The sequence below is a fragment of the Psychrobacter sp. M17(2026) genome (assembly GCF_055699815.1).
The window spans coordinates 963,489-989,281 of sequence record NZ_CM146741.1; the positions used below are offsets into that span (position 1 = coordinate 963,489).

The 25,793-nt window shown below is 45.6% G+C and carries 11 protein-coding genes and 1 pseudogene; 4 read left to right on the forward strand and 8 right to left on the reverse strand.

Annotated elements, in window-relative coordinates; genetic code table 11:
- Positions 1–96 precede the first annotated feature (96 nt).
- The 3 genes from ACR63T_RS04160 to ACR63T_RS04170 all read left to right on the forward strand — a co-directional run bounded on the left by ACR63T_RS04160 (position 97) and on the right by ACR63T_RS04170 (position 4,070).
- Positions 97–2,226 (forward strand): hypothetical protein, encoded by a 2,130-nt coding sequence (locus ACR63T_RS04160; RefSeq protein ID WP_472784860.1) that lies wholly within the window; start codon positions 97–99, stop codon positions 2,224–2,226.
- Positions 2,227–2,234: 8 nt separating this feature from the next.
- Positions 2,235–3,185 (forward strand): Imm49 family immunity protein, encoded by a 951-nt coding sequence (locus ACR63T_RS04165; protein ID WP_472784861.1) that lies wholly within the window; start codon positions 2,235–2,237, stop codon positions 3,183–3,185.
- Between the two features lie 228 nt (positions 3,186–3,413).
- On the forward strand, positions 3,414–4,070 hold the full coding sequence (locus tag ACR63T_RS04170) for a DsbA family oxidoreductase (RefSeq protein ID WP_472784862.1): 657 nt from the start codon (positions 3,414–3,416) through the stop codon (positions 4,068–4,070).
- A gap of 111 nt (positions 4,071–4,181) precedes the next feature.
- On the opposite strand, the gene ACR63T_RS04175 is transcribed toward ACR63T_RS04170, so the two are convergent.
- The gene (locus tag ACR63T_RS04175; RefSeq protein WP_472784863.1) at positions 4,182–4,451 is read right to left on the reverse strand and encodes a DUF4031 domain-containing protein; all 270 of its coding nucleotides are present in this window, start codon (positions 4,449–4,451) and stop codon (positions 4,182–4,184) included.
- A 248-nt stretch (positions 4,452–4,699) separates the two neighbouring features.
- On the opposite strand from ACR63T_RS04175, the gene ACR63T_RS04180 reads away from it, so the two are divergent.
- Positions 4,700–5,437, forward strand: a complete 738-nt coding sequence (locus tag ACR63T_RS04180; RefSeq protein WP_472784864.1) for a YidX family protein — start codon at positions 4,700–4,702, stop codon at positions 5,435–5,437.
- Positions 5,438–5,595: 158 nt separating this feature from the next.
- On the opposite strand, the gene ACR63T_RS04185 is transcribed toward ACR63T_RS04180, so the two are convergent.
- The 7 genes and pseudogenes from ACR63T_RS04185 to ACR63T_RS04215 all read right to left on the reverse strand — a co-directional run bounded on the left by ACR63T_RS04185 (position 5,596) and on the right by ACR63T_RS04215 (position 25,735).
- Complete coding sequence (locus tag ACR63T_RS04185; RefSeq protein ID WP_472784865.1) at positions 5,596–6,915, reverse strand: lytic murein transglycosylase; 1,320 nt, start codon at positions 6,913–6,915, stop codon at positions 5,596–5,598.
- Between the two features lie 239 nt (positions 6,916–7,154).
- Positions 7,155–8,045, reverse strand: a complete 891-nt coding sequence (locus tag ACR63T_RS04190; protein ID WP_472784866.1) for an OmpA family protein — start codon at positions 8,043–8,045, stop codon at positions 7,155–7,157.
- 178 nt (positions 8,046–8,223) lie between these two features.
- Positions 8,224–20,679, reverse strand: a pseudogene (locus ACR63T_RS04195) (ESPR-type extended signal peptide-containing protein); the annotation flags it as partial.
- 620 nt (positions 20,680–21,299) lie between these two features.
- Positions 21,300–22,094, reverse strand: a complete 795-nt coding sequence (locus tag ACR63T_RS04200; protein ID WP_305899833.1) for an ABC transporter ATP-binding protein — start codon at positions 22,092–22,094, stop codon at positions 21,300–21,302.
- A gap of 172 nt (positions 22,095–22,266) precedes the next feature.
- Entirely contained in the window at positions 22,267–23,166 is a 900-nt protein-coding gene (locus tag ACR63T_RS04205) for an ABC transporter permease (protein ID WP_472784867.1), read from the reverse strand.
- 371 nt (positions 23,167–23,537) lie between these two features.
- Positions 23,538–24,575 (reverse strand): ABC transporter substrate-binding protein, encoded by a 1,038-nt coding sequence (locus ACR63T_RS04210; RefSeq protein WP_472784868.1) that lies wholly within the window; start codon positions 24,573–24,575, stop codon positions 23,538–23,540.
- Positions 24,576–24,676: 101 nt separating this feature from the next.
- Positions 24,677–25,735 (reverse strand): ABC transporter substrate-binding protein, encoded by a 1,059-nt coding sequence (locus ACR63T_RS04215; RefSeq protein ID WP_472784869.1) that lies wholly within the window; start codon positions 25,733–25,735, stop codon positions 24,677–24,679.
- Positions 25,736–25,793 lie beyond the last annotated feature (58 nt).

Genomic DNA, 25,793 nt, shown 5'->3' on the forward strand with positions numbered 1-25,793 from the left:
TAGTATTATTTTACTATAGTCAAAGCAGAACTCATGATCATAAAGTTTGCTAAATTTGAAATAAAGCCATGATACTTAAAATATCATGGCTTTATTATGTTTCAAGCCAACAGTCAAATCAACGTTGGTGGCACGAGTACCTTTGACATCGGCAATGACGTCAACATTAAAGGCGGGGTATTTAACACAGACAAAGCGCTAGAACTAGGACTCAACAAATATGTCAGTAAAGGCGGTATCACCATTCAAGACATTGAGAACACGACCAGCTATGAGGGGGACGCGATACAAGTCGGTGTTAGTCTTGGTAACACCACAGGCAAACCACAAGCGACGATGAATGGGCTTGGCTATGGCACAGATGGCGATAGTGATAGTAGTACTACCAAAGCGGGCATTACAGGTATTGCAGGCAATAGTAGTATCACGACTGACAATCGTGCTGAGTATGCAGGTGCGCTTGAGAATGTGTTTGATGCGACACGAGTTAATGAGGAGCTGGGGGCGCAGACGATCATTACGAAAGAGTTTGGCAAGGAAGCGCCAAAGGCAGTTGGGGATTATGCTAATAATCGTATCAAAGCCATTAGAGTTGACGCCACTCTTAGTGATGCCGAGAAAAACGCAGCGATTGCTAAGTGGGATGAAGGTGGAATCTATCGCGTTGCGGCTCATACGGCGCTTGGCGCATTAGGCACAGGTAGCCTTGAGGGCGCACTAACCACAGGTGGCGTAGCAGCAGCAGCGCCTACGCTCGATAAGGTGCAAGAAAAAATAGCAGAGTCATTGATTGCAAGCGGTATGAGTGAAGATATTGCTAGTGGTACAGCCAGCGGTTTGGTTAGTTTGACACTACTAGGTGCTGGTGCAGCAGCTGGACTTGATACCTCAAGTACGGTAACTGCGACTAATGTGGATGCTAATAATCGGCAGTTGCACATTAATGAAATCCTTTTTCTAAACAATAAGGAAAGGGTCAAACGTTTTCAAAAATATGTATTAGAAAAGGAAGGGAAAAGTATAAGCAAAGAAGAGGCTCAAAAACGACTCAACCGTTCTGGTGCAGCACTTGTCGACAATAATTGGAATAAAATTTATGGTGGTGATGGAAATGCATTAAGCTTCATCGCTAGTGAAGCCCAAAAGTCTGGTATAAAAATAACTTCGACAGATGGGAAAACAACTCAGATATTTCATGTTGATAAATCCGCATTTAACAATGAAACAATTAATTTGAGGCAAGCAATTCAGAGTTATGCTAATCCTCAAACTCAGCAATTTATTAAAGACTTACAGGTAAAAGTTAATAAAGATACTGCAATAAAAGAGTATAAGGCAGGACAAAATTTAGGTTATCAAGATGCTGGTAAAGACGCTAGTCCAGTGAAAGACACAGGTATTATTCTATCAGGGTTGCTAGATACATTTGGCTTTTTAATAGAATCAACTAAAAGTGATCAAGTAGGTCCAATTGATTCACAGCGTATGAAGGAATATCATAATAAACTGTTACAACTGCAAGGGAAATATAAAGAAGCAGGGTATCTTTCAGAAAAAGATTGGGCAGAAACACAACGACTAACCATAGTTGGTTTAGCCTTAAGCGAAGTTGGGGGCGTAGCTATAGGAGCAGCAGCTAAAGCGGGTGTTAATACATTTAAGCGGGTTGGAAATGGGAATACATTCAAGACTTTAATTACTAGCTCTGAAGATGTTGTAGTGTCTTCGCCAGGTGGATCTATTAATGCTACGAAAGTTAAGCAGTCAACTAACGTATTAAATTCTACTAGTACTGTTGAAAAAAGCCTTGTAGACGACATAGTAAAAAATGGTGATCAAAGTGGTGCTAAGACAGAGCAACTCATCAATAGTATCGCCCAGCGTTCAGGTTTTACCCCTATCAAAGGGGGTACATATAACAAAGGTGTCAATGGATTCGATCATGTTTTAAAAGCTAAAGATGGCACAATTGTTATCATGGACAGCAAGCAGATTAGTAAAAGTGGTACGCTTTCAGTAAGCTCAAAAGCTGCAGGTAATACCAATCAACTATCTCCTGCATGGATAGAAGTAGTAATTGATAAATTGCCAGACAGTGACCCTGCTAAAATAGCTATTGAGAATGCCAAACGGGCAGGTAAACCCATAAAGACGATCATTACGGCAGTGGACAAACAAAATGGCGTGATAAAAATCATCCCTGTAGAGATTCCCAATAAGGAGTGAGAAATTAAATGACTGAATACTATAAAGTATATTTAGGAAGTGAGGCAGGACGAGATTATCAAGAAAGTGTTGATCATGTCATGGGTAGAGCCAATTATCTGCTTTCTAATCATCAGTATTACATTGACGATATAAAGCAGCTATTAGAGATTATTCATACGTCAGATGGAAACCCATTATATTGTATGAAAAGCTTAGGCACTTACTACGAAGCAAAGGCCTCCTCTGACTTATTATTACACGCTGATATTAATGCTTTTAAACAAGACGCTTATGTGGCAGCCAAGCTACAAATAATGGGTAAGGAAGAAATTTATTGGGCATACAATGGCTATAATACTAGTAACTTTTTTATAGCCATCATGTCCGACAATCTTGATTTAATCAGATTTTTGATTGAGCACCGAGATGAGGTTGTTGAGGTTAATGAACTGTATGATAGAAAAGATACCCGTTCTTTCTTCAACAAAAATACCTTGCTTGCACTAGCTGGAGATTGGGATCCATTAAAAGAACGTAGCTTGGTTTTTTTAGAAGATGATAACAAAGATAAACGAGATGTCATACGAATAGCTGACCACGAGTTTTACATAGCCCTATGCGATAAGGACGTAAAAGCAATGCAAGTGGCATTAACCAAACTACTTGAACCTAAACTAGCAAAAAAGGCAGCTTATGATGCGAATACTTGGTTTGACTTTTATCTTCAAATACAAGTGCTGTTATATGCCAAGATTGCAGCAATACATGGCTATGATTTAGATATAAACAGTCCAATTGCACCCAAAGAACTTATAGAATTTAAGCCTTTATCAAACTACTCTGAACCTTATGATTTTATGACAGAGTTTGATTATAAACAACCGCAACAAGACTGGATTAATATGTGGCAGAAACGTATGACAGTAGCTAGCGAGAAAAAGAAGAAAAAAGGACTTTTTTCTTGGCTAAATAAATAGCTTGTTTATAACAAGCGTAGGGACTATCTTGTCAAACTATTTAGTATGCCCCTGCCGAGGGACGAAGCACGAAGCTAACTATTAAAGATATCTAGCCCATGCCCCGTATATTTCACAACCATTAAAAAACTCAAATCTATATAAAATAATAACCAGTCAATAACATAAGCCGTAGCTAATATAGGTATGATTGTCAAAAACCTAGATTAATTAATAATGAGACCTATTATGAGTGAGTTAAATCAAACACCGCAACAACCGCTAAAAATCGACATCGTATCAGATGTTGTTTGTCCTTGGTGCGTTATTGGCTATAGACAATTGGCGCAAGCATTAGCAGAAACTAATACTGAATATGAGATTCACTGGCATCCATTTGAATTAAACCCTAACATGCCAGCAGAAGGTCAAAACTTGCGTGAGCATGTGGCACAAAAATATGGCAGCAGTGAGCAAGAGTCGAAGGAGAGTAGAGTCCGTATGACTGAAGCGGGAGAGGCGGTCGGCTTTGACTTCAATTTTAGCGATGACACTCGCATGCACAATACTTTTGACTTGCATCAACTATTGCACTGGGCCAATGGTCAAGGGCGTATGCATGATCTGAAGCAGGCTTTATTTACAGCGCATTTCACTAATAATCGTAATATCTCTGATAGTGCAGTATTGGCAGATATTGCTGCCCAAATTGGTTTAGATCGTGAAGAGGCAGTAGCAGTGCTGAAGGATCAGCGTTTTGCTAATGAGGTGCGTGCCGCTGAACAGTGGGCGCAACAACAAGGCATACAGGGTGTACCAGCGGTGATATTTAATGATCGTCATCTAGTCACTGGTGCACAAGGGGTGGATAATTTTAAAAGTATTTTGCAGCAGTTACAGCAGTAGATCAGTTGTATTTAAATGATATATTATGAAACTATAAAAAAGAAGAGACTCTAAATAGAGTCTCTTCTTTTTTATACAAATTGAGATGCAATAGGCTAAACCAAAGGATTACTACTCAAAACGATTTAATTCAACTTTTAACTTCTTGGCACAGCTAATAATAGTTCTTCTATCGGCAGCGATAGCGCCATTATCGAGCGCTATCAAGCGCATCGCGACTGTAATATCATAATGGGGGTAGCTGGCATTACGATGAAATAAACGTTTATCTACTTCAATAAGCTCCGCAAAATCATGCAGCTCTTGCAAGCTATCAGCAAGCATATGACACCATTTATAGCCTCTATGCTCTATACACATAAAATCCACGTATATCGCCATGTTTTCGCACCCTTTCTCAGTCTATTGACTTAATACAATTATAATTTCTACAAGTGGCCACGCTACGATTATAGGCGACAATTAAATATTTTACTCGACTACAATCGTATAAGTTAGTTAAAGTCGATCATTAAAATGATAAAAAGATGGACTAAAGCTGACCGTTATAGGACACTAGCAAAAATAGTCATTTTAAGGGTTAATTCCTTTTAATCATATTTAATTATAGTCAAACAAGGATTAGCATCATGAGTATCAATAGTCAAAAAATCTCTATTAGCGCTACCAAAACCTTAATAGCTGGAGCAGCACTCAGCGCACTATTGGCAAGCTCTGGTTGTGCCACCAATGAGCTACTAGAGAGTAATACTAGAACGACTACCAACACGGTCAATAGTGTCCTCTCGCAAGATCAAATTGTCGCCTTTGGTCGTCCTGCCAGCGCCTTGCCAAAAACGCCCAATGCCACTATGGTCATCGTTGGGGAAAAGAATAGCTACGTGCTCACCCAAGGTGGTACTGAAATGATAAGCCTATTGACTAAACTCGATCCAAAAAATATCAACGTTGAAAATGCTATGAGCTTTACGGTGCCAAACAATGATGGCTACTTTCAGGGACGGATGAAAATGTCTTATGCCAAGCTCAAAGATGAATTTGCGCGTAGTGACTACCAGTTCTTTTTACAAAACGGTGGTCAAGACTGTAGCTCAGATAGTGACTTACGTATTAACGCTCAGCGCTTTTGTTTTGATGTGCCCGTACAAGGCGCTATCTATCCACAAGTTAGCAATCTTAGTATGATTCAGTCGCAGTACAAAGCGCTAAGCAAGCCTTATACTGTGACTTTTTATGGTAAAACCCAGCAAACTCAAACGACAACTAGTGGTGCGAGCACAGGTCAAAAGCTAGTATTATTACCGTTTGCTTTAGCCTTTGATGTAGTAACCTTGCCCTTGCAAATATTAGGCGCGGTCGCCAATTAAGTAAAGATATACAATCCATAGATAAGTTTATGACTAAAAAAAAGCACTCAATATTGAGTGCTTTTTATTTTTCGATTTCTGATAAAAGTTAATTAGTAACCGTTATTCAAAACCTGCTGCCAGTATTTACTTCCAAAAAACGGCTTTGTCCACGCGTCTCACCACGACGCTAAGGATGAGGCACTGTTCTGAGTGATAAAGCCATCTGGTGTCTGACCATTGTTAGCCTGCCATAGCTGGAACGCTTTACGAGTGTTAGTACCGATAATGCCATCAGCGCCTTTAGTGTCGTAGCCTGAGCTGGTTAAGCGCTGTTGCAGGCGCGTCACTTGTGAGGTCGACAGCGGACGCTCATAGCGCGGCCAAGACTTACGTAAACCGCTCTGTCCTGCGATAGCTTTGCCCAATAAGCTCACGCCAAGCGCGTAGCTTGATGAATTGTTATAGACCTTAATCACATCAAAGTTAGGGCTTAACAATAAGACAGGACCATCTTTACCTGCAGGTAGCCACAGCTCCATTTGAGTATTAGCATCCAAAAACACATCTTCAATAGTATCGACACCCATAGCTGCCCAGCGTGCAGCGGACTGCTTGCTACCGACGGTTGAGTAATCAAAAGAGCTTGGCAAAGTGGCCTCATAAAAGGGCGCAAGGCCGCGTACCCAACCTGATTGGCTCAGATAATTGGCGGTAGAGGCGAGGGCATCCGCGGTTGCCCAAGGGTTGCGATGACCGTTACCATCGCCATCAACGCCAAACTTCATCCAAGTGTCAGGGATAAATTGTGTCTGTCCCATACCGCCCGCCCAAGAGCCGTCGAGCTGTGACCAAGACAAATCGCCGCGCTGCAATAGCTCAACTAAGGAGAGCAGTTGAGTCTCAGCGAACTCTTGACGGCGACCATCAAAGGCAAGGCTGGCAAGCGAGCTTGGAATATAGCTATTACCCGTTACCGCGCCAAAAGAGGACTCCATACCCCAAATCGCGGCGATGATTTCACTATTAACGCCATATTGCGACTGTAGACCAGATAAATAAGAGCGCTGCTCAGAGTATTTGCTTTTGCCTGTGCTGACTCGACCACTCGATACGGCGGAGTCTGCATAATCCCAAGGCATTTTTGAGAATTCAGGCTGACTTGAGTCTAAAGAGATAACTTGCTGATTCAGATAAGTTGAATCAAGCAAACGCCGAACATCATAGCTGCTCTTACCAGCGGCGATCGCGCGCATAGAAAAGTCCGATTTCCAATCATTAAAGCTGCGATAACTTGGTTGCGGCGCGGGCATTGGCGTAACGACAGTAGGCTTTACGATGATAGGCGCTGGCTGAGGTTTGACGGTGATGGTTTGGGTTTGAGTAATGTCAACATTACCCTGACGTATAGGTTTATTGGTCTGTTGCATTGCCTGCTGACCGGTACAACCAGCAGCTAGCAAAACAGGGAAAATAGCGATGTATTGCTTTTTTAACATAATGAAGGTCTCAGATATCAATAAGGACTATAAGCTAGGCGCTATAGAAGTCGATCAGATTTACAGCAAGGTAAAGGCAAAGATTTAACATTAGGCTCTGCCATCTAGCAAAGTTAAAATTAGGGTAGCAATAAATATCTATAAAGTCGATAACTAACTATCTTGGCTCACAATAGACCTAACAAAAAAGCTGCCAATCAATAATTAGCAGCTTTTGATAACGATAGGTTAGTAGTGTTTTATTGAATAACTGTTACATCAAGCGTGACACGGCGGTTTGGCTGCAAGCAGTCAATCTCTTGTTGGCGAGGTAGTGTGGTTGAACACTGCTGGACAGGCTGAGTCTCACCTGCCCCTGTCGCAATGATAGTATTGGCATTCACGCCTTGATTGATCAGATAGCTGCGTACTGTTTGAGCGCGTTTGATGGATAAGTTCATGTTATAGGCGTCATCCCCTTTGCGATCGGTATGACCGGTCACAATGATTCTGCTATCACCCATATCTTGATACTGTCTAAGCTTTGAAGCCAGCTCGTCAAGCTCTCGGCGACCTTGATCCAGCATATCTTGGGTATCGGATTTATCAAATCTAAACAGCGCATCAGCGCCTAAGTTAATGCGCTCTTTGATAGGCGCTGGCGGAGCTGGAACTGCAACTGGGGCAGGAGCAGGCATCTGCTGGATGATGGTTTGCGTCACCACTTGCGGCTCTGCCACTGGCGGCGGACAATCAGCAGGACTCCAATAGAACTCTTGACCCTTAAACTGCTTATCAAAGATGATTTTGTATTGGCAGATTTTGACGGAGTTATCTGGCATATAGAATTTCATAATATAGTCCCATTCGCGGGCATACTGCCCTTCGCTAAAATGGGGACGACCAAGCAGCTGGTAGACATCATCTTTACCAACACCAGGACGCATCTTTGATAAGTTCTCTCTATTAGGGAACTGGCCTTGATCCTGCCAGGCTTTGTCTAGATCTGGAAAGACGATGTCTTGCACCTGCACTTGACCCTGATCGGTGATGCCATCGCTTAAATTGATGGTACCTAGACAGCCGCTCATGCCAAGTACTGCTAAACCCAAGGCGCTAATACTAGCAACTTTACTTATGTGATTCTTCATGTGACTTCCTTTTAGATGCAATTTAAGTTCAATGTAAGTACATCAGTTATTAAAATGGCTCTTCATCTCATATGAATACAAGATGAAGAGGTTTAGCAGAGCATTAATACTGATCTTAGAAGTGGAAGCCTGCGCCTACTGAGCCGCCAGCATTACCTTGGGTATCTGCTGTACCATTCAATTTCATCACCCAACGACCATTGTCAGAGACTTTCGATAGACCCACAGCGACTGCGCTTTGACCGTTGTAGGTTGCAATACCACCACCAATCATGGAGCGACCTGGTAAGAATGCTTGAGGTATTGACGACATTGCCATAGCAGCTGATGTACCAGCATTAGCGTCATCTTCTACTTCGCCAATTCTATTACCTAAATCGTTGATTGCGCCGCCAAGATTATTACCTAGAGTCGTTAACTGACCAACGTTAACAGCATCAGTAGGTGCAATACCATCAGCAACGCCAGTCACCACTTTACCACCTGCATTAATGCCAGCCGTCGTGATGCTTGGACCGTCTTTGATAGTCACGCCGTCGTTGTTAACGACTGTATTACCCGTTGTGACGCTGTCTACTTTGATATCGCCATTTAAGTCAAAGCTGATCTCATTACCATTAGCAGGTTTTGTGACTTTGATGTTGCCATCTTGATTGTTAAAGTCAACGGTGCCGCCATTGGCCACATTCGAGGAGTTGTCCCCTTGAACGGTGACATTGAAGCCTTTGTTAGCGCCTGCAACGACATTATTTAGCTGACCGACGTTAACGGCATCGGTGTCATTTTTACCAGCACCGACACCTGTGATGACATTGCCGCCATTATTAAGACCTGCATTGCCTAGAGTCACATCACCTTTGTCACCGCCGGTGATGGTTAGACCGTCCTTCTTGACTGTGGTGTCACCTACGGTTAGGCCGTCACCATTTAGCACGTTATCGCCTGCGGTCACGCTATCAACGTTAAGGTCTTTTGATGTTGCAACCTTATAGTCAGTAGAGCCATCTGCATTAGTAGACTTAGTGACAAGAATATTGTCACCTTCGGTCACGGTTGATTTGGCTTGAGCGGCTTTGGTGTTAACAGCTTTGATAGCGTCATCGATGGTGTCTTTACCTGTACCGCCAATGTCAGTGGTTGTTACGATACCGCCTACATTGGTTGCGTTGCCGCCAATGACGTTGGTAATAGAGCCTGCGGTAGCATTGAGCTGACCACCGTTCACCGCGTCTTTGCTGTTATTAGCAACGGTACCTTTTGCAATATTAGTGATAACGGTGTTGCCTGCATTGATCCCACCTGTAGTGATCGTCGGTCCAGTCGCATCGCCATTGGCATCTGTAAAACTTATGCCATCTTGGTTGACGATAGTGCTCTTGCGATCGTTATTGTTGCCAGCAACGATACCATTTGCACCATAGTTAGCAGAATTGCCAGCAGCATTAGTAACGGTAGTACCTGCAGTAGTCATAGTGCTGCTATTACCTGCACCATCGTTAACTTTGACACCATTATTATTAGTCACTGTATTACCTGTAGTGACGCTATCGACAACAAGGTCTTTAGCAGTCGTCACTTCATAGTTGTCGGCACCAGTAGTTAAATCTGTGGTCTTAGTAACAGTGATGTTTTTACCTTGAGTCACTGTGGTTTTGGCAGCAGTAGCCGCTTGTCCGACAGATTGAATAGCATCATTGATGTTATTTTTACCAGTGTTGCCAATGTTAGTGGCTGTAACAATACCGCCAGTATTTATGGCACTGCCGCCAATGATGGTAGCAAGAGAATCGACACTATTATTGAGCTGACCACCGTTAATAGCATCAGTAGAACCAGTCGCAACGTTGCCATTAGCTACACCCGTTAATTGACGAGCATCACCAGCTACATTAGTAAAATTGACATTTGTGCCGCCAGTTTGTGCACCGACTGTAATAGCACTAGTACCTGCATCCTGACGAACAAGACCAGCTCTACCTGCATTTAGATCATTAATACTACTAGTGTTACTTGTCGTACGGCCGTCAAGGTTGCCTAGTGCCGCGCCGACATTATCGAAATTAGCAGTGGTATTCGTATTAGTACCGTTGTCTAGGGTGTACGTTGGATTGCTGATGGTACCGGTAGCAGGGTTGTAGATAGCACCACCGCCTAGGTTCTCTGCAGTGTCACTTCCTAGTTGATTAGTCTTGGTGTTGGCTGTGGTGACAAGTGTATTGACCTGACCACCATTGATGGCGTCTTTAGAGCCTTCAGCAATACTGCCATCAGCGACGTTGGTGATGACTTTACTGCCCGCATCGATACCGGTAGTAGTGATACTTGGACCGCCTATGATGGTGAGACCTGCAGTGGTAATAGTGGTGTTGCCCGCTGTTAAGGTATCTGCTGCCACACTGGTCAAACCGGTTAAATTCTTAGCCAGTTTCACGGTTAGATTGTCAGTACCATCAGCTACAACGCCGATGTTGTTGTCTGTTAGATCAGCAGCTACTGTCACGCCGCCTTTAATATTTAAGGTTTGACCCAGCTTACGAGTCACGTTAGTACCGGTGTCACCGGCAAAGGTCAATGGGGTCTGTACCGCTGAGTTTAGGGCAGTGATAGCAGCACCTACGCTACGAACATCGCTTGCTGCATTGGCAGGGTTGCTGACCACAGAGTAAGTTGGTGCTGAGATAGTACCAGTCGTTGCGTCATAAGTTGCGCCGCCGCCTAAGTTGGTTGCGGTACTGCCGCCTAAATTATTAATCTGAGTGCCAGCAGCTTCAACGAGTGTATTGACCTGACCACCGTTGATGGCGTCTTTAGAGCCTGCAGCAATAGTGCCATTAGCGACGTTGGTGATGACTTTACTGCCTGCATCGATACCGGTAGTAGTGATACTTGGACCACCTGTGATGGTCAGACCTGCAGTGTTCAGTAAGCTGTCGCCTGTCTGAACGCTACCGGTCGCGCCTAAGTCAAGGTTCTTGTTCAAGCTGAAGTCAACCATGTTGCCTGTCTTGACGACGCTTAGGTTGTTCTCAGCAGCAGCAGTACCGATGTCAACGGTGTCGCCTGCTTTGATTGCGCCGTCGTTCGCGCCATTGCTGTTTAGGGTGAAGCCTTTATCTAATGCAGTGATTGCAGCACCCACGTTGTCACTAGCGACGCCATTGACGTTGTACGTTGGATTGCTAATGGTACCGGTAGCAGGGTTGTAGGTAGCACCACCGCCTAGGTTCTCTGCAGTGTCACTTCCTAGTTGATCAGTCTTGGTGTTGGCTGTAGTAACTAGAGTGTTGAGCTGACCACCATTCACCGCATCACTTGATCCTGCAGCAATACTGCCATTAGCGACGTTGGTGATGACTTTACTGCCCGCATCGATACCGGCAGTGGTGATACTTGGACCACCTGTGATGGTCAGACCTGCAGTGTTCAGTAAGCTGTTGCCTGTCTGAACGCTACCGGTCGCGCCTAAGTCAAGGTTCTTGTTCAAGCTAAAGTCAACCACGTTGCCTGTTTTAGTCACGCTTAGGTTGTTCTCAGTAGCAGCGGTACCGATGTCAACGATGTCACCCGCTTTGATTGCGCCGTCGTTCACACCATTGCTGTTTAAGATAAAGCCTTGGTCTAAGGCAGTGATTGCAGCGCCTACGTTGTTGTTAGCAACGCCATTGACGTTGTAAGTTGGCGTGCTGATGGTACCTGTAACAGGGTTGTAGATAGCACCACCGCCTAAGTTGGTTGCGGTACTATTCCCCAATGTACTTACTTGACCAAAAGTTGCTGCATCATTTACTGCAACACCGTTGGCCAAATTAGTAATTCTATTATCACCATTATTAAGACCGTTTTTGCCAAGAGTAACGGTATCGTTGTCACCTCCTGTAATAGTAATGCCAGAATTGTTGGTTATGGTGTTACCCGTGGTGACACTATCAAGATCAAGCGCTCTTTTGGTTTTAACTTCGTAGTTGGTCGCGCCAGTAATAGCGTCGATTGACTCAGTAACTAAGATGTTCTCACCTTGGGTAACCGTAGTCTTGGCTTTGGTGGCGGTGTCTAGTACGTTTGTGATGGCGCCATCAATGGTGTTCTGACCGGTGCCACCAATGTTAGTGGTGCTGATAACACCTGCGGTGTTTGTCGCATTACCACCAATAACGTTTTTGACGGACTCTGCGGTGTTGAACAGCTGTCCACCATTCACCGCATCACTTGATCCAGCAGCAATAGTGCCATTAGCGACGTTGGTGATGGTGTTGTTGCCGTTGTTGAGACCGGTGTTGGTTAAGCTGACTGGGCTCGCACCGTTAGCGATAGTCACACCTGTCGTGGTAATGGTGGTGTTGCCCGCTGTCAAGGTATCTGCTGCCACACTGGTTAAACCAGTTAAATTCTTAGCCAGTTTCACGGTTAGATTGTCAGTACCATCAGCTACAACGCCAATGTTGTTGTCTGTTAGATCAGCAGCTACTGTCACGCCGCCTTTAATATTTAGGGTTTGACCCAGCTTACGAGTGACGTTAGTACCTGTGTCACCAGCGAAGGTTAAGGGGGTTTGTAGGGCTGAGTTGATAGCCGTTATCGCCTCACCCACAGTATTGACGGTGCTGCCTGTGCCGGTACCGCCAATCGTGGTGTTGCTTGGATTGGTAAAGACGCTGTAGCTTGGTGGGGTATAAGTATCGGTTGCCGCATCATAGCTGCCGCCTAAAGCAGTGGTGTTGCCTTGTGAGCGATTGGTGTTATCGGTTACGTTGGCGTTGGTTGAATTAAGCTGACCACCATTCACCGCATCACTTGATCCTGCAGCAATACTGCCATTAGCGACGTTGGTGATGACTTTACTGCCCGCATCGATACCGGCAGTGGTGATACTTGGACCACCTGTGATGGTCAGACCTGCAGTGTTCAGTAAGCTGTTGCCCGTGGTGACACTATCAAGATCAAGCGCTCTTTTGGTTTTAACTTCGTAGTTAGTAGCGCCAGTAATGGCATCGATTGACTCAGTAACTAAGATGTTCTCACCTTGGGTAACCGTAGTCTTGGCTTTGGTGGCGGTGTCTAGTACGTTTGTGATGGCGCCATCAATGGTGTTCTGACCGGTGCCACCAATGTTAGTGGTGCTGATAACCCCTGCGGTGTTTATTGCATTTCCACCAATAACGTTTTTGACGGACTCTGCGGTGTTGAACAGCTGACCACCATTCACCGCATCACTTGATCCTGCAGCAATACTGCCATTAGCGACGTTGGTGATGACTTTACTGCCCGCATCGATACCTGTCGCTGTGATACTTGGACCACCTGTGATGGTAAGACCTGCATTGTTCAGTAAGCTGTTGCCTGTCTGAACGCTACCGGTCGCGCCTAAGTCAAGGTTCTTGTTCAAGCTGAAGTCAACCACGTTGCCTGTTTTAGTCACGCTTAGGTTGTTCTCAGCAGCAGCGGTACCGATGTCAACGATGTCACCCGCTTTGATTGCGCCGTCGTTCACACCATTGCTGTTTAAGATAAAGCCTTGGTCTAAGGCAGTGATTGCAGCGCCTACGTTGTTGTTAGCAACGCCATTGACGTTGTAAGTTGGCGTGCTGATGGTACCTGTAACAGGGTTGTAGATAGCACCACCGCCTAAGTTGGTTGCGGTACTGCCGCCTAAATTATTAATCTGAGTGCTAGCAGCTTCAACGAGTGTATTGACCTGACCACCGTTGATGGCGTCTTTAGAGCCTGCAGCAATAGTGCCATTAGCGACGTTGGTGATGGTGTTGTTGCCGTTGTTTAGACCGGTGTTGGTTAAGCTGACTGGGTTCGCACCGTTAGCGATAGTTACACCTGTCGTGGTCATGGTGGTGTTGCCCGCTGTTAAGGTATCTGCGGCCACACTGGTTAAACCAGTTAAATTCTTAGCCAGTTTCACGGTTAGATTGTCAGTACCATCAGCCACAACGCCGATGTTGTTGTCTGTTAGATCAGCAGCTGTTGTCACGCCGCCTTTAACATTTAGGGTTTGACCCAGCTTACGAGTGACGTTAGTACCTGTGTCACCAGCGAAGGTTAAGGGGGTTTGTAGGGCTGAGTTGATAGCCGTTATCGCCTCACCCACAGTATTGACGGTGCTGCCTGTGCCGGTACCGCCAATCGTGGTGTTGCTTGGATTGGTAAAGACGCTGTAGCTTGGTGGGGTATAAGTATCGGTTGCCGCATCATAGCTGCCGCCTAAAGCAGTGGTGTTGCCTTGTGAGCGATTGGTGTTGTCGGTTACGTTGGCGTTGGTTGAATTGAGCTGACCACCATTCACCGCATCACTTGATCCTGCAGCAATACTGCCATTAGCGACGTTGGTGATGACTTTACTGCCCGCATCGATACCGGCAGTGGTGATACTTGGACCACCTGTGATGGTGAGACCTGCATTGTTCAGTAAGCTGTTACCCGTGGTGACACTATCAAGATCAAGCGCTCTTTTGGTTTTAACTTCGTAGTTGGTCGCGCCAGTAATGGCGTCGATTGACTCAGTAACTAAGATGTTCTCACCTTGGGTAACCGTAGTCTTGGCTTTGGTGGCGGTGTCTAGTACGTTTGTGATGGCGCCATCAATGGTGTTCTGACCGGTGCCACCAATGTTAGTGGTGCTGATAACACCTGCGGTGTTTGTCGCATTACCACCAATAACGTTTTTGACGGACTCTGCGGTGTTGAACAGCTGACCACCATTCACCGCATCACTTGATCCAGCAGCAATAGTGCCATCAGCAACATTAGTGATGGTGTTGTTGCCGTTGTTTAGACCGGTGTTGGTTAAGCTGACTGGGCTCGCACCGTTAGCGATAGTCACACCTGTCGTGGTAATGGTGGTGTTGCCCGCTGTCAAGGTATCTGCGGCCACACTGGTTAAACCAGTTAAATTCTTAGCCAGTTTCACGGTTAGATTGTCAGTACCATCAGCTACAACGCCAATGTTGTTGTCTGTTAGATCAGCAGCTACTGTCACGCCGCCTTTAACATTTAGGGTTTGACCCAGCTTACGAGTGACGTTAGTACCTGTGTCACCAGCGAAGGTCAATGGGGTTTGTAGGGCTGAGTTGATAGCCGTTATCGCCTCACCCACAGTATTGACGGTGCTGCCTGTGCCGGTACCGCCAATCGTGGTGTTGCTTGGATTGGTAAAGACGCTGTAGCTTGGTGGGGTATAAGTATCGGTTGCCGCATCATAGCTGCCGCCTAAAGCAGTGGTGTTGCCTTGTGAGCGATTGGTGTTATCGGTTACGTTGGCGTTGGTTGAATTAAGCTGACCACCATTCACCGCATCACTTGATCCTGCAGCAATACTGCCATTAGCGACGTTGGTGATGACTTTACTGCCCGCATCGATACCGGCAGTGGTGATACTTGGACCACCTGTGATGGTGAGACCTGCATTGTTCAGTAAGCTGTTACCCGTGGTGACACTATCAAGATCAAGCGCTCTTTTGGTTTTAACTTCATAGTTAGTAGCGCCAGTAATGGCATCGATTGACTCAGTAACTAAGATGTTCTCACCTTGGGTAACCGTAGTCTTGGCTTTGGTGGCGGTGTCTAGTACGTTTGTGATGGCGCCATCAATGGTGTTCTGACCGGTGCCACCAATGTTAGTGGTGCTGATAACACCTGCGGTGTTTGTCGCATTACCACCAATAACGTTTTTGACGGACTCTGCGGTGTTGAACAGCTGACCACCATTCACCGCATCACTTGATCCAGCAGCAATACTGCCATTAGCGACGTTGGTGATGACTTTACTGCCCGCATCGATACCTGTCGCTGTGACACTTGGACCACCTGTGATGGTAAGACCTGCATTGTTCAGTAAGCTGTTGCCTGTCTGAACGCTACCGGTCGCGCCTAAGTCAAGGTTCTTGTTCAAGCTGAAGTCAACCACGTTGCCTGTTTTAGTCACGCTTAGGTTGTTCTCAGCAGCAGCGGTACCGATGTCAACGATGTCACCCGCTTTGATTGCGCCGTCGTTCACACCATTGCTGTTTAAGATAAAGCCTTGGTCTAAGGCAGTGATTGCAGCGCCTACGTTGTTGTTAGCAACGCCATTGACGTTGTAAGTTGGCGTGCTGATGGTACCTGTAACAGGGTTGTAGGTAGCACCACCGCCTAAGTTGGTTGCGGTACTGCCGCCTAAATTATTAATCTGAGTGCTAGCAGCTTCAACGAGTGTATTGACCTGACCACCGTTGATGGCGTCTTTAGAGCCTGCAGCAATAGTGCCATCAGCAACATTAGTGATGGTGTTGTTGCCGTTGTTTAGACCGGTGTTGGTTAAGCTGACTGGGTTCGCACCGTTAGCGATAGTTACACCTGTCGTGGTCATGGTGGTGTTGCCCGCTGTTAAGGTATCTGCGGCCACACTGGTTAAACCAGTTAAATTCTTAGCCAGTTTCACGGTTAGATTGTCAGTACCATCAGCCACAACGCCGATGTTGTTGTCTGTTAGATCAGCAGCTGTTGTCACGCCGCCTTTAACATTTAGGGTTTGACCCAGCTTACGAGTGACGTTAGTACCTGTGTCACCAGCGAAGGTTAAGGGGGTTTGTAGGGCTGAGTTGATAGCCGTTATCGCCTCACCCACAGTATTGACGGTGCTGCCTGTGCCGGTACCGCCAATCGTGGTGTTGCTTGGATTGGTAAAGACGCTGTAGCTTGGTGGGGTATAAGTATCGGTTGCCGCATCATAGCTGCCGCCTAAAGCAGTGGTGTTGCCTTGTGAGCGATTGGTGTTGTCGGTTACGTTGGCGTTGGTTGAATTGAGCTGACCACCATTCACCGCATCACTTGATCCTGCAGCAATACTGCCATTAGCGACGTTGGTGATGACTTTACTGCCCGCATCGATACCGGCAGTGGTGATACTTGGACCACCTGTGATGGTGAGACCTGCATTGTTCAGTAAGCTGTTACCCGTGGTGACACTATCAAGATCAAGCGCTCTTTTGGTTTTAACTTCGTAGTTGGTCGCGCCAGTAATGGCGTCGATTGACTCAGTAACTAAGATGTTCTCACCTTGGGTAACCGTAGTCTTGGCTTTGGTGGCGGTGTCTAGTACGTTTGTGATGGCGCCATCAATGGTGTTCTGACCGGTGCCACCAATGTTAGTGGTGCTGATAACACCTGCGGTGTTTGTCGCATTACCACCAATAACGTTTTTGACGGACTCTGCGGTGTTGAACAGCTGTCCACCATTCACCGCATCACTTGATCCAGCAGCAATAGTGCCATTAGCGACGTTGGTGATGGTGTTGTTGCCGTTGTTGAGACCGGTGTTGGTTAAGCTGACTGGGCTCGCACCGTTAGCGATAGTCACACCTGTCGTGGTAATGGTGGTGTTGCCCGCTGTCAAGGTATCTGCTGCCACACTGGTTAAACCAGTTAAATTCTTAGCCAGTTTCACGGTTAGATTGTCAGTACCATCAGCTACAACGCCAATGTTGTTGTCTGTTAGATCAGCAGCTACTGTCACGCCGCCTTTAACATTTAGGGTTTGACCCAGCTTACGAGTGACGTTAGTACCTGTGTCACCAGCGAAGGTTAAGGGGGTTTGTAGGGCTGAGTTGATAGCCGTTATCGCCTCACCCACAGTATTGACGGTGCTGCCTGTGCCGGTACCGCCAATCGTGGTGTTGCTTGGATTGGTAAAGACGCTGTAGCTTGGTGGGGTATAAGTATCGGTTGCCGCATCATAGCTGCCGCCTAAAGCAGTGGTGTTGCCTTGTGAGCGATTGGTGTTATCGGTTACGTTGGCGTTGGTTGAATTAAGCTGACCACCATTCACCGCATCACTTGATCCTGCAGCAATACTGCCTGCTGCAACATTCGTCAGTTTAGTCGGTGTGGTGGTACTGCCATTTGCGTTTTGGATTGAGGTCACAATGTTAGCAGGAGTAACCGCTGTGCCACTGCCATCGATAGCGGTGTTGAAGGTGCCATCGGCTTGTTTGTACACTTGAGCACCAGCTGCATTGGTGTAAACCACAGGAAGCTGCGCATTGTTAACAACAGCTTGCGAATTAACGGCAAGATCAAAGGTGGTGGCATTGGCGGCATTGGTGGTTGAAGTGACGCCTACGGTACCGTTAGTTGAGGTGACTTGAGTACGAGCACCGTCAACATAGCTTTTGTTAGTTACATCAGTGGCAGCCGTCGGTGCGCCCGTTACAGTGACTTTGCTAAAGGTTGGGGTGTCACTTAGACTGATAGCAATACCTGTAGCAGAAGATACGGTGCTCAAATTGCCGCTGCCTGTAATAGCAAGCGTCTGCCCAAGCTTACGATCAGTGGTTCCCGTATTTCCTGTAAAGGTCAGTGGGGTCTGTACCGCTGAGTTTAGGGCAGTAATAGCATCACCAACGCTACGAACATCACTTGCAGCGTTAGCGGGGTTGCTGACGACAGAGTAAGTGGGTGCTGAGATAGTACCAGTCGTTGCGTCATAAGTTGCACCGCCGCCTAAGTTGGTTGCAGTACTGCCTCCTAAATTATTAATCTGAGTGCCAGCAGCTTCAACGAGTGTATTGACCTGACCACCGTTGATAGCGTCTTTAGAGCCTGCAGCGATACTGCCATCAGCAACATTGGTGATGACTTTACTGCCCGCATCGATACCGGTAGTTGTGATACTTGGACCACCTGTGATGGTGAGGCCGGTAGTATTTAAGGTACTATCACCAGTTGTCACGCTGGTTAAATTCAGGTTTGGCGCTAGCTGGTAGTTAACTGTATTATCTGTGTTAGTCGCAATCAAATTGCCATTGCTACTAGTGAAGTTTACTGTTTGACCTAACTTGACGTTATCAGCAGTGCTAGCACCACCTTTAATATTAAAACCTTGATCTGCTGTTGTCTGTGCGGTATTCGCACTAGTCTGAGCAGCGTTTGCAGCGTTCTGCGCTGTTGTCACGTTATTGTTGGTTGTGGTCAGTTGACCGAAGTTTACCGCGTCTGTAGTGGCAGTACCTGCTGCAACGTTGGTGATCTTAGCATTATTAGCATCAAAACCATTGGCTTTTACTTGTCCAGTAAAAACTGGAGCATTAGCAAGTTGAATATCGATCGTATTACCAGTTACTACTGTTTTAATGTTGCTATTAGAGCTCGCACCAGCCAACCCACCAGAGATAGCAAGCGTCTGCCCAAGCTTACGATCAGTGGTTCCCGTATTTCCTGTAAAGGTCAGTGGGGTCTGTACCGCTGAGTTTAGGGCAGTGATAGCACCACCGACACCAGTGACATTACTTGCTGCATTGGCAGGGTTGCTTACTACTGAGTAGGTAGGCGTACTCACTGCGCCAGTTGTTGTATTGTAAGTTGAACCACCACCTAATGCTGTTGCGGTATCAGCGCCTTGCTTATCAGTTAGGGTTTTTTGGGCTTTTAACTGAGCCACGTTTACTGCATCAGTATCAGCAGAACCGCCTGCGACATTCTGGATACGTCTGGTTGCGGCAGCAGTGCCTACAGATATCACACCATTTGCAGGTACTGCAGCTTCGTTAGTCAAAAATGAGTTACCCGCTGGTGTAGTTGTCGTTGAGCCTGCACCCAAAGCGACAGAGTTGGCGATGCTTGCATTAGCACTGGTACCGATACTAATACTAGAAGTTTCAGAGGCTATAGCTCTCTGACCAATAGCAATAGCAGAGGTATTACTAGCTTTTGCACCGTCTGCGTTGGTACCGCCACTACCGATGGCAATAGCGCCAGTAGCAGTGGCGGCAGCTGCACCGCCGCCAGCTGAACCGCCACCTATGGCAACAGAGGATTGACCGGTTGAGCTTGCAGCACGACCGATAGTGACACCATATTGTTGAGTACTGCTACTATCTGCACCAAGTGCAACAGAGTTTTGACCTGCTGCATTGGCGTTTTCGCCGAGGGCATAAGCATTGGCGGCAGAAGCTTTAGAACCCTTACCGATAGCAACAGAGTTTGCGGCTGACGCATTCGCACCAGCCATGAGAGCCAAGGCATGATCTCCTGAAGCAACAGCACCATTTAGGCTATTAGTTGTGCCATTTCCACTTGACCCAATAGCAACAGAACCAACTCCATCTGCGATTGGACTATTTAAGGCTGTATTCAAGCCACTACCAATAGCGACCCCACCTGCACCAGTAGATGTAACGGGATTAGCATTGAAATTTGAACCAATGATAACCGCTTGTGCAGCAGTACTACTTGCAATAATATCATTACCGATAACGGTTGATTGCGAACCTTGTGCTGCAAGATTTGCGCCTATTGCTATTGTCTCTGCACCTGAGGCACAAGCAATATTACCAAAAACACCATTTCCAATAGCTACCGAAGTCGATTCAGTACCAAAACCATTAGTATCTCTTGTACAGTTTGTATTAGTCGATCCACCGCCTGCTTCATAGCCTGCTACTGCCTGCATACTAAATCCAGTAGCAGCCATCCCTACACATAATGCACCTAATTTTACTAGTCGTGCACCTCCTGCCATAGCGCCTGTAGAAGGACTAGCGCCAGAGCTGACAGCACCATTCGATGACTTGCCACGGCTCTTAGCATATTCTGCAACAGCGGTAAAGCAGCCAAGCGCACGATTCCAGATAACTTTATAATTGCGATTCATAACATTACTTCCTATGTAGTGATGTGATTACTGATAGTTTTAGAGATAAAAATGATACGTTTTTAGTATTTTCTAAATTAATAAAATAAAATTAAGACTCTAAATAAAGCTGAACTAAGAGCGTAATTGTTTGTATGATCTGTAGGATTTGAGTTATATATCTAGACTAACGAAACACATTGCTTTGATAAAAATACTTTTAATTACAGAATATTATCACCTTTCATAGACGTTTTACTACCGTTCGTCGGATGTTTGGCAGCATTAACCCTTGATATTTAAGTTCAATAAGGTGATTCAAATAAAAATTAATGTATCTCAATCAGGGAGTTAGTCTTAGCATCTACAAATTTTGTCAGTGGTAATTTTTTACCTGATCAAATCATCTAACTTAAATATGCAATTGTTGTGCCATATCTTAAAATATACTAGCTACGTGAAGAATCTAGAGTAAAGTATCCTTTGACAATGCTTTTGACATAAAAAAACCCTACATCGATAGCTACATCGACATAGAGTTTTGTCAAACTGACAATTTTTGACACCATTGAACTTTAATGCCATAAAAAATGCCTACTCAAAGGTAGGCATATATCGCTATAAATAAGCTAGGACAAGCATTAACTCAAAATCAAACTATCATCATCGACCTTTTCGCCGCGTGTTTGCTCAAACATATCGAGCAGATCATGGACGGTCATACCTTGGCGCTTATCGCCAGCGACATCGAGTACCACTTGTCCTTGATGCAACATAACCGTACGTGTACCGTGGGCTAGCGCCTGCTGCATAGAGTGAGTCACCATCATTGTGGTCAGATTATTATCGGTGACGATTTTGTCCGTTAACTCTAATACAAAGGCCGCAGTCTTGGGATCAAGCGCTGCGGTATGCTCATCAAGTAGTAAGATTTTGGACGGTTGCAGGGAAGCCATAAGCAGGCTGACCGCTTGGCGTTGACCACCCGATAACAGACCCATTCTATCGGTAAGACGGTTCTCAAGTCCAAGCTTTAAGACGGAGAGCTTTTCTCTGAATAGATCGCGGTTATTGGGGTTTAGCGCAAAACTAAGCCCGCGCTTGCCACCGCGCTTATAGGCTAATGCCATATTCTCTTCAATGGTCAGCGCCTCACAAGTCCCTGCCATCGGGTCTTGGAATACACGGGCAACCCAATGAGCGCGCTGATGCGCAGACTTTTTGGTGACATCGATGCCGTTTAATAAAATAGAACCACTATCGACTCGCGTTGTGCCACTGACTGCGTTTAAAAAAGTCGATTTACCCGCGCCATTGGTACCAATCACGGTCACAAATTCGCCGTCAGCAATATTGAGATCGATACCGCGCAATGCAGGGTTTTCGATGGGCGTGCCTGGATTAAAGGTCAAGCGCAAATCTTTAGCTTGCATCATAATCGTTATTCCTTCTGCTTGCTTTTTGGCCAATGAGCGCTTATTAATTGTTATAGCTACGATAAAATGATATGACTGAACCTATATCATTAATAATGCATCTCGTGGCTGCGCTTTAATTACTATGTAATAGACTTATTTTAGGGTTTGCTTATAAGACATAAGTTAATTCTCAGACTCGTAATTTACGACTCATAAACTTACCCTTAGCTTTTGGTAAGACTAGGGCAATGACGACCAATAGGGCAGTGATCAAGTTTAAGTCTTGCGGCCCAAAGCCGATACTGCGTAGGGAGTCGCTGGATAGTGCTACCTGAATAAATAGCTTGTACAGTACCGCACCTAGGATGACAGCCAAGGTGATTAACCAAATACGCTTGGCTGGAATAATCGTCTCACCAATAATAACCGCAGCTAGACCGATAACAATAGTACCGATACCGATAGAGATATCAGCGCCACCTTGAGTCTGTACAAACAGCGCTCCTGCCAAAGCAATCAACCCGTTTGAGACCGCCATACCTGTGATAGTCATCCACGAGGTATTGATGCCCTGTGCCTGTGCCATCCGTAAGTTAGAGCCTGTAGCGCGCATAGATAGACCGGTTTCTGTACTATAAAACCAGTCTAATAAGAGCTTGGCAATAATGACTACAGCGCCGATGATCAAACAGCGCATCCAATAACCGTTTCCATCAGTGACTAGCGAGCTAAACACGGTAGTCTCGCCTAGCAGTGGCAAATTCGGCGCGCCCATAATACGTAGGTTGACCGAATATAGCGCGACCATCACTAAGATACTGGCTAATAGCTGCAAGATACCGAGCTTGACGTGTAGCCAAGCGGTCACGATACCTGCGACTGAGCCTGCCAGCATACCGAAAAGACAAGCCAACCAAGGATTGATTCCAGCCACAATAGAGATGCCAGCGACCGCACCGCCTAATGGAAAGCTACCGTCAGCGGTCAAATCAGGAAAGTCCAAAGTACGAAATGAGATCAGCACGCCAAGCGCCACTAGACCGTAGATTAGACCACTCTCAAGCGCACCAAAAAAAGCAATTAAAGACATAAGTAATCAATAAGTCATAATCAAGCGTTTGGCATTAAAAATGATTTATAAATAAATAACCTTTATAGATCCTACGAGCCAAACCACTGAGCGGTGAATTTAACAGATCAAACAATCTGCAGTTAGGGTGAACCAGAACAGGTTACAATAACAGATAATCATAAGTATTTATTCTAAAATCTATAAAAAACAAGCCCAGCCTAAGACGTTATAGCTGAGCTTGTCTCCATATATATCTATGTATATAGTCATAGAACGCTATTATAGCGTCAAAACAGACGATAATTATGCTCAACTCATAAAATCATCGTTTAAAGCCAAGCTAGCACTAATCAAATAGAGCTAGCGCAAAGCCACTGATAACAAGCGACTTATTCTAGCACTTCTTTGGCTTCATCAATAAGCGCTTGTGGCAACGTAATACCTTGCTCTTTCGCGTTCTTTGGACTGACATATAGATTCAGCATTTGCGGCGTGTAGACTGGAATATCACCTGCTTTTTCACCGTTTAAGATACGAGCGACAATTTTGCCTGTCTCACGACCTAAGCTATAATAATCAACGCCCAATGCTGCAACAGCGCCACGCTCAACTGAGCTGGTATCAGAAGCAATCAGCGGAATTTTACTTTCTTTAGCAACTTGATACAAGGACTCATAAGCGGAGACGACGTTATTGTCCGTTGAGGTATAAATCATATCGACTTTGCCCTCTAAGCTACGAGCAGCCATAGCGATATCATTACTACGCTGAGCAGGCGCTTCTAAGACATTAATACCTAGTGGCGTCAATTTCTCTTTCAAATTCTTTAAGATAATCGTTGAGTTAACTTCACCTGGGCTATAGACATAACCGACGTTTTTCAGACTTGGAATAATTTGACGCATCAATTCAATTTGTGGCTCATAAGGAAGCGCATCAGAACCACCAGTGACATTAGTACCAGAGCCATCAAGAGTAGGGACGAGCTTGGCTTCTACTGGATCCGTCACTGCTGAGAATACTAGCGGGATAGTGCTAGTAGCGGCAGCTACAGATTGCGCCGATGGTGTACCAATAGCGACGATAACATCAGCTTCATCAGCGACAAACTGCTTGGCAATCTGACCAGCTGTTCCAGTATTACCTTGGGCACTTTGGAAATTAACCGTCAAGCTTTTGCCCTCGGTAAAGCCTTGCTCAGCAAGCTCATCAATGACCCCTTTACGGACATCATCTAGCGCTGGATGCTCAACGATAGCCGTGATAGCTACGTTTTTCATAGCCAAGCTGGTGTCGCCACCTACAGCGCCATCGACAGTATCAGGATCGTCTGTTGGTGCTTGATTACAGCCCGCAAGCAAGCCCGCGCAAACACCGCCTAACAATAAGGCTTTGCCAAAACGACCAACATAATTTTGATATAACATGGGTATCACTCCTAAAGGTAAAAGATGCTTCCATACATAGATAAAATGATAATCAAAAATAAAGCTTTTAATTTACTTAGCTTAGATCCTAGCTTCGCTATTTATTCAACTGCTTTAGCCGTTTTAGCATCAACGTCGATAGCTTTTTTGAGCATATCCGCTGACAAGGCAACGCCTTGCGCTTTGGCATGTTTTGGACTGACATACAGCGTCAGATCATTCATGACCTGCGGCTTGATAGTGTTTACCGCTTCACCATTCAATATTCGATAGACCATCTTGCCTGTAACTCGACCAAAATCATAGTCGTTCACGCCAAGTGCTGCTGTAGCGCCGCGCTGCACACTGAACTCATCAGAGGCAACGATAGGCATACGCAGCTCATTAGCCGCTTGGGTCATCGCCTCAAAAGCGGAGGCTACGTTATTATCGAATGAAGTATAAATAATCTCAGCACGACCCTGTAGACTACGAGTTGCCATACCGATATCGGTTGGGCGATTAGCAGGAATATCAAGCAGTTTCAATCCGCGTGCTGGCAGAGCCGCTTTGAGATCATCGCGTAATGATACGGAGTTGGCCTCACCTGGACTATAGACGTAACCGATAGTCTTAAGGTCAGGCTTGAGCTGTTGTAATAGATCCAGCTGTGGCTCTAACGGCAACTGACTAGACAATCCCGTCAAATTACTTTGAAAAGGACTGCCATCTGGATTAATAAGTTTGGCGCCTAGTGGATCAGATACGGCGGTATAGACAATAGGTATCGTAGTCGTCGCTGATACGATAGACTGGGCAGATGGCGTTGAAATAGCCACGATAGCATCGGGACTGTCACCAACGAACTGCTTGGCAATCTGACCTGCGGTTGCAGTATTACCTTGCGCACTTTGAAAGTTAACCTCTAGATTCTCACCTTCAACATAGCCATTATCTGCCAACTCATCGATAATACCGCGGCGCATATCATCTAAAGAGGGATGCTCAACGATTTGAGTGATGGCTATCGCTTTGGCAGGTTTATCTGCGACGGTACTACTGTCATCAGTGCTTACTGTCGTTTCGGTAGAGGAGTTTGAGCATCCTATAAGACCCAACATGCTGATGGCACTGATAGTAGCTCCGCATAAGCTTAGGCGTAAAGTCGTGGCAATAGTCATATATTCAGTTAACTCTTAAATTAGAAAGTGCAGGTTAATCATATAATAGAGCAATAAA

Excerpts from the sequence above, each read along its gene's own strand:
- ACR63T_RS04160 (WP_472784860.1), top strand. The coding sequence starts at position 97 with ATGTTTCAAGCCAACAGTCAAATCAACGTTGGTGGCACGAGTACCTTT.
- ACR63T_RS04165 (WP_472784861.1), top strand. The coding sequence starts at position 2,235 with ATGACTGAATACTATAAAGTATATTTAGGAAGTGAGGCAGGACGAGAT.
- ACR63T_RS04170 (WP_472784862.1), top strand. The coding sequence starts at position 3,414 with ATGAGTGAGTTAAATCAAACACCGCAACAACCGCTAAAAATCGACATC.
- ACR63T_RS04175 (WP_472784863.1), bottom strand. The coding sequence starts at position 4,451 with ATGGCGATATACGTGGATTTTATGTGTATAGAGCATAGAGGCTATAAA.
- ACR63T_RS04180 (WP_472784864.1), top strand. The coding sequence starts at position 4,700 with ATGAGTATCAATAGTCAAAAAATCTCTATTAGCGCTACCAAAACCTTA.
- ACR63T_RS04185 (WP_472784865.1), bottom strand. The coding sequence starts at position 6,915 with ATGTTAAAAAAGCAATACATCGCTATTTTCCCTGTTTTGCTAGCTGCT.
- ACR63T_RS04190 (WP_472784866.1), bottom strand. The coding sequence starts at position 8,045 with ATGAAGAATCACATAAGTAAAGTTGCTAGTATTAGCGCCTTGGGTTTA.
- ACR63T_RS04200 (WP_305899833.1), bottom strand. The coding sequence starts at position 22,094 with ATGATGCAAGCTAAAGATTTGCGCTTGACCTTTAATCCAGGCACGCCC.
- ACR63T_RS04205 (WP_472784867.1), bottom strand. The coding sequence starts at position 23,166 with ATGTCTTTAATTGCTTTTTTTGGTGCGCTTGAGAGTGGTCTAATCTAC.
- ACR63T_RS04210 (WP_472784868.1), bottom strand. The coding sequence starts at position 24,575 with ATGTTATATCAAAATTATGTTGGTCGTTTTGGCAAAGCCTTATTGTTA.
- ACR63T_RS04215 (WP_472784869.1), bottom strand. The coding sequence starts at position 25,735 with ATGACTATTGCCACGACTTTACGCCTAAGCTTATGCGGAGCTACTATC.